The 5434-nt window shown below is 49.2% G+C and carries 1 tRNA gene and 3 rRNA genes; all 4 read right to left on the bottom strand.

From position 1 onward, the window contains the following. Positions 1–2 precede the first annotated feature (2 nt). Positions 3–119 (bottom strand): 5S ribosomal RNA (rrf, locus tag AABI08_RS08330). Between the two features lie 77 nt (positions 120–196). Beyond that, a 23S ribosomal RNA gene (locus AABI08_RS08325) occupies positions 197–3102 on the bottom strand. Between the two features lie 191 nt (positions 3103–3293). Then, positions 3294–3366 (bottom strand) — tRNA-Ala (locus AABI08_RS08320). Positions 3367–3462: 96 nt separating this feature from the next. Then, positions 3463–5013: ribosomal RNA gene (locus tag AABI08_RS08315) — 16S ribosomal RNA — on the bottom strand. Together the 16S, 23S and 5S rRNA genes with 1 tRNA gene alongside form the textbook arrangement of a ribosomal RNA operon. Positions 5014–5434: the final 421 nt, after the last annotated feature.

The following is a 5434-nucleotide window of genomic DNA, read 5'->3' as shown; positions in this document are numbered from 1 at the left end:
CGGCATCGCGTCGTCCTATCCTCGCAGCCAGCGTTCCGGCAACTACTTTCGGCGCTATAGAGCTTAACTTCTGTGTTCGAGATGGGTACAGGTGGTTCCTCTATGCCATCAACACGACACCTTTGAGCTTTTACACTCAAAACTAAATAATCTTTACTCTTCTTTTATTCCAAATAAACCACTACTCATTGACTCTTTGGTTAAGTCCTCGACCGATTAGTACTAGTCCGCTCAACGCATCACTGCGCTTCCACTTCTAGCCTATCTACCTCATCATCTCTGAGGGGTCTTACTCTTTTAATAAGATGGGAAATCTCATCTCGAGGCGAGTTTCACACTTAGATGCTTTCAGCGTTTATCTCATCCATACGTAGCTACCCAGCAATGCCTTTGGCAAAACAACTGGTACACCAGCGGTATGTCCATCCCGGTCCTCTCGTACTAAGGACAGCTCCTCTCAAATTTCCAACGCCCGCGACGGATAGGGACCGAACTGTCTCACGACGTTCTGAACCCAGCTCGCGTACCGCTTTAATGGGCGAACAGCCCAACCCTTGGGACCGACTACAGCCCCAGGATGCGATGAGCCGACATCGAGGTGCCAAACCTCCCCGTCGATGTGGACTCTTGGGGGAGATGAGCCTGTTATCCCCAGGGTAGCTTTTATCCGTTGAGCGATGGCCCTTCCATGCGGAACCACCGGATCACTAAGTCCTACTTTCGTACCTGCTCGAGTTGTCTCTCTCGCAGTCAAGCTTGCTTATGCCTTTACACGCTACGAATGATTTCCAACCATTCTGAGCAAACCTTTGAGCGCCTCCGTTACCTTTTAGGAGGCGACCGCCCCAGTCAAACTGCCCACCAGACACTGTCCAGGACCACGATTAGTGGCCGCTGTTAGAATGTTCATACAACGAGGGTAGTATCCCACTTGTTGGCTCCAACTAGACTAGCGTCCAATCTTCATTGCCTCCTACCTATTCTGTACAAGCAGCACAAACATTCAATATCAAGCTACAGTAAAGCTCCATGGGGTCTTTCCGTCCTGTCGCGGGTAACCCGCATCTTCACGGGTATTTAAATTTCACCGAGTCCCTCGTTGAGACAGTGCCCAGATCGTTACGCCTTTCGTGCGGGTCGGAACTTACCCGACAAGGAATTTCGCTACCTTAGGACCGTTATAGTTACGGCCGCCGTTTACTGGGGCTTCAATTCGTACCTTCGCCGAAGCTAAGCACTCCTTTTAACCTTCCAGCACCGGGCAGGCGTCAGCCCCTATACTTCATCTTACGATTTTGCAGAAACCTGTGTTTTTGATAAACAGTCGCCTGGGCCTTTTCACTGCGGCTGGACCGGAGTCCAGCACCCCTTCTCCCGAAGTTACGGGGTCATTTTGCCGAGTTCCTTAACGAGGGTTCTCTCGCTCACCTTAGTGTTCTCCACTCGACTACCTGTGTCGGTTTGCGGTACGGGCAGTGTATTGCTCCCTAGAAGCTTTTCTTGGCAGTGTGACGTCACAGACTTCGTTACTTTATTTCACTCCGCATCACAGCTTGTCCTGACAAAGAAAAGCATTTCACTCTTCTTTAGACTTACTGCTTGCACACACATCCAATCGTGTGATCTGTTAGCCTCCTGCGTCCCTCCATCGGTCAAACGCTTTACACTGGTACAGGAATCTCAACCTGTTAGCCATCGACTACGCCTCTCGGCCTCGCCTTAGGTCCCGACTTACCCTGGGTGGACGAGCCTTCCCCAGGAATCCTTAGTCATTCGGTGGACAGGATTCTCACCTGTCTTTCGCTACTCATACCGGCATTCTCACTTGTAAGCGCTCCAGCCGTCCTCACGGTCGACCTTCGTTGCCCTTACAACGCTCTCCTATCGCGTGTTAACACGCCTGCAGTTTCGGTAATATGTTTAGCCCCGGTACATTTTCCGCGCAATGGCACTCGACTAGTGAGCTATTACGCACTCTTTAAATGGTGGCTGCTTCTAAGCCAACATCCTAGTTGTCTATGCACTATCACATCGTTTTCCACTTAACATATATTTAGGGACCTTAACTGGCAGTCTGGGCTGTTCCCCTTTCGACGGTGGATCTTATCACTCATCGTCTGACTCCCATGTATACATATCTGGCATTCGGAGTTTATCAAACTTTGGTAACCCGAGATGGGCCCCTAGGCTTAACAGTGCTCTACCTCCAGTATGCTAATCATGAGGCTAGCCCTAAAGCTATTTCGGAGAGAACCAGCTATCTCCAAGTTCGTTTGGAATTTCACCGCTACCCACAGTTCATCCGAGCATTTTTTAACATGCACCGGTTCGGACCTCCAGTAAGTTTTACCTCACCTTCATCCTGACCATGGGTAGGTCACCTGGTTTCGGGTCTACAGCATCGTACTATTCGCGCTATTCACACTCGCTTTCGCTGCGGCTCCGGTTTTTTCACCTTAACCTCGCACGATACCGTAACTCGCCGGTTCATTCTACAAAAGGCACGCCATCACCCTTTAACGGGCTCTGACTTCTTGTAGGCGTCGTGGTTTCAGGAACTATTTCACTCCCCTTCCGGGGTGCTTTTCACCTTTCCCTCACGGTACTGGTTCACTATCGGTCACTAGGGAGTATTTAGCCTTACGGGATGGTCCCCGCGGATTCCGACCGGATTTCACGTGTCCGGCCGTACTCAGGATCCTGTCTAGAGGACAAAAGCTTTCGGTTACGGGGTTATCACCCTCTTTGACAACGCTTCCCAACGTTTTCACCTAACTTCTATCTTGGTAACTCAACGACAGTCCTACAACCCCAGCATGCAAGCACACTGGTTTGGGCTCTTCCCGTTTCGCTCGCCGCTACTCAGGGAATCGATTTTTCTTTCTGCTCCTGCTGCTAATGAGATGTTTCAGTTCACAGCGTATTCCTTCGCATATCCTATGTATTCAGATATGGATAGCACTTCTATGTGCTGGGTTTCCCCATTCGGAAATCTCTGGGTCATAGCGTACTTACCGCTCACCAAAGCTTATCGTAGTTAGTCACGTCCTTCATCGGCTCCTAGTGCCAAGGCATCCACCACGCGCCCTTATTCACTTAACCACAACTTTTAAAGTTGGATCAGTTTTATGAGTTGGTCTTTAAAGACCTGCGATTAAACCGTTCTTATTAAAGAACTTGTGTTGTTTCTCGGTTCATTTAGATGATTCACCTCTGAATCATTTTAAAAGAATTTCTTGATTATTCAGTTTTCAATGTACTAGCTTTTGGCCAAAAGGCTTTCTTCTGGCCAATGGAGAATAGCGGGATCGAACCGCTGACCCCCTGCTTGCAAAGCAGGTGCTCTCCCAGCTGAGCTAATCCCCCATACGCTGGTTGTGCTTCACGCACTCAAAACTAAACAAAACTTTGATACAAATCAAATTGACACTCAAGTCCCTGTAACGCTCCGATTATCCTTAGAAAGGAGGTGATCCAGCCGCAGGTTCTCCTACGGCTACCTTGTTACGACTTCACCCCAGTCATCTGTCCTGCCTTAGACGGCTCCTCCCTAAAAGGTTAGGCCACCGGCTTTGGGCATTACAAACTCCCATGGTGTGACGGGCGGTGTGTACAAGACCCGGGAACGTATTCACCGCGGCATGCTGATCCGCGATTACTAGCGATTCCGACTTCATGTAGTCGAGTTGCAGACTACAATCCGAACTGAGACGTACTTTAAGAGATTCGCTTACCCTCGCGAGTTCGCTGCTCGTTGTATACGCCATTGTAGCACGTGTGTAGCCCAGGTCATAAGGGGCATGATGACCTGACGTCGTCCCCGCCTTCCTCCGGTTTGTCACCGGCAGTCTGTCTAGAGTGCCCAACTGAATGCTGGCAACTAAACATAAGGGTTGCGCTCGTTGCGGGACTTAACCCAACATCTCACGACACGAGCTGACGACGGCCATGCACCACCTGTCACTTTGTTTCCGAAGAAAACAGCACTATCTCTAGTACCTTCAAAGGATGTCAAGACCTGGTAAGGTTCTTCGCGTTGCTTCGAATTAAACCACATGCTCCACCGCTTGTGCGGGTCCCCGTCAATTCCTTTGAGTTTCAACCTTGCGGTCGTACTCCCCAGGCGGAACACTTAATGCGTTAGCTTCGGCACTAAAGGGCGGAAACCCTCTAACACCTAGTGTTCATCGTTTACGGTGTGGACTACCAGGGTATCTAATCCTGTTTGCTACCCACACTTTCGAGCCTCAACGTCAGTTGCAGTCCAGTAAGCCGCCTTCGCCACTGGTGTTCTTCCATATATCTACGCATTCCACCGCTACACATGGAGTTCCACTTACCTCTACTGCACTCAAGTTCGACAGTTTCCAAAGCACTTCCACAGTTGAGCTGTGGGCTTTCACTTCAGACTTATCGAACCGTCTGCGCTCGCTTTACGCCCAATAAATCCGGATAACGCTCGGGACATACGTATTACCGCGGCTGCTGGCACGTATTTAGCCGTCCCTTTCTGGTATGGTACCGTCATGTAAAGATCATTTCCTACCCTTACCGTTCTTCCCATACAACAGTGCTTTACGACCCGAAAGCCTTCATCACACACGCGGCGTTGCTCCATCAGGCTTGCGCCCATTGTGGAAGATTCCCTACTGCAGCCTCCCGTAGGAGTTTGGGCCGTGTCTCAGTCCCAATGTGGCCGGTCAGTCTCTCAACTCGGCTATGCATCATCGTCTTGGTAGGCCTTTACCCCACCAACTAACTAATGCACCGCGAATCCATCAAAAAGTGGTCCAAACGGACCTTTTAACGTTTTGTCATGCGACAGTACGTTTTATACGGTATTAGCATCTGTTTCCAAATGTTATCCCCTGCTTTTCGGTAGGTTATTCACGTGTTACTCACCCGTTCGCCACTCGCTTGAAGAGTGCAAGCACTCTTCGCTGCGCGTTCGACTTGCATGTATTAGGCACGCCGCCAGCGTTCATCCTGAGCCAGGATCAAACTCTCATGTTAAAAGTTTGAAGATTGCTCTTCGATTAAACTGACTAGTTGCTATCTCTCGATAACGCCTATCCGTTTATTGTTTGTTACGAATTGACTTCGCAAATTTGTTTGTGACTACTTACCAAGTAGCCACCGTTACAGATTTGTTTGTTCAAAGTTTTGTTCAGTTTTCAATGTGCGATGCCTTGTTGGGCAACTCATTTAGTTTACCATAGCTGTGAAGCAAAGTCAACAACTAATTTGGAAAGTTATTTGAGCTGCTTTGTTAGGGCAACTTGATTAGTTTATCAGGAATGTTGAACGATGTCAACAACTTTCTGAAAAACTTTTATCAACTGCCGGCTACCAAAGATAACCAGCGCCTCGCTAGAAGCACGTTTGCTTCGTAACGAACAATAACTAGTATAGCGCCTACCCTCCTACTCGTCAA

It is taken from the genome of Fructobacillus evanidus (genome assembly GCF_963580165.1).
In the GTDB taxonomy this organism is placed as follows: Bacteria; Bacillota; Bacilli; order Lactobacillales; family Lactobacillaceae; genus Fructobacillus; species Fructobacillus evanidus.
This window is presented reverse-complemented; position numbering and strand designations above follow the sequence as displayed.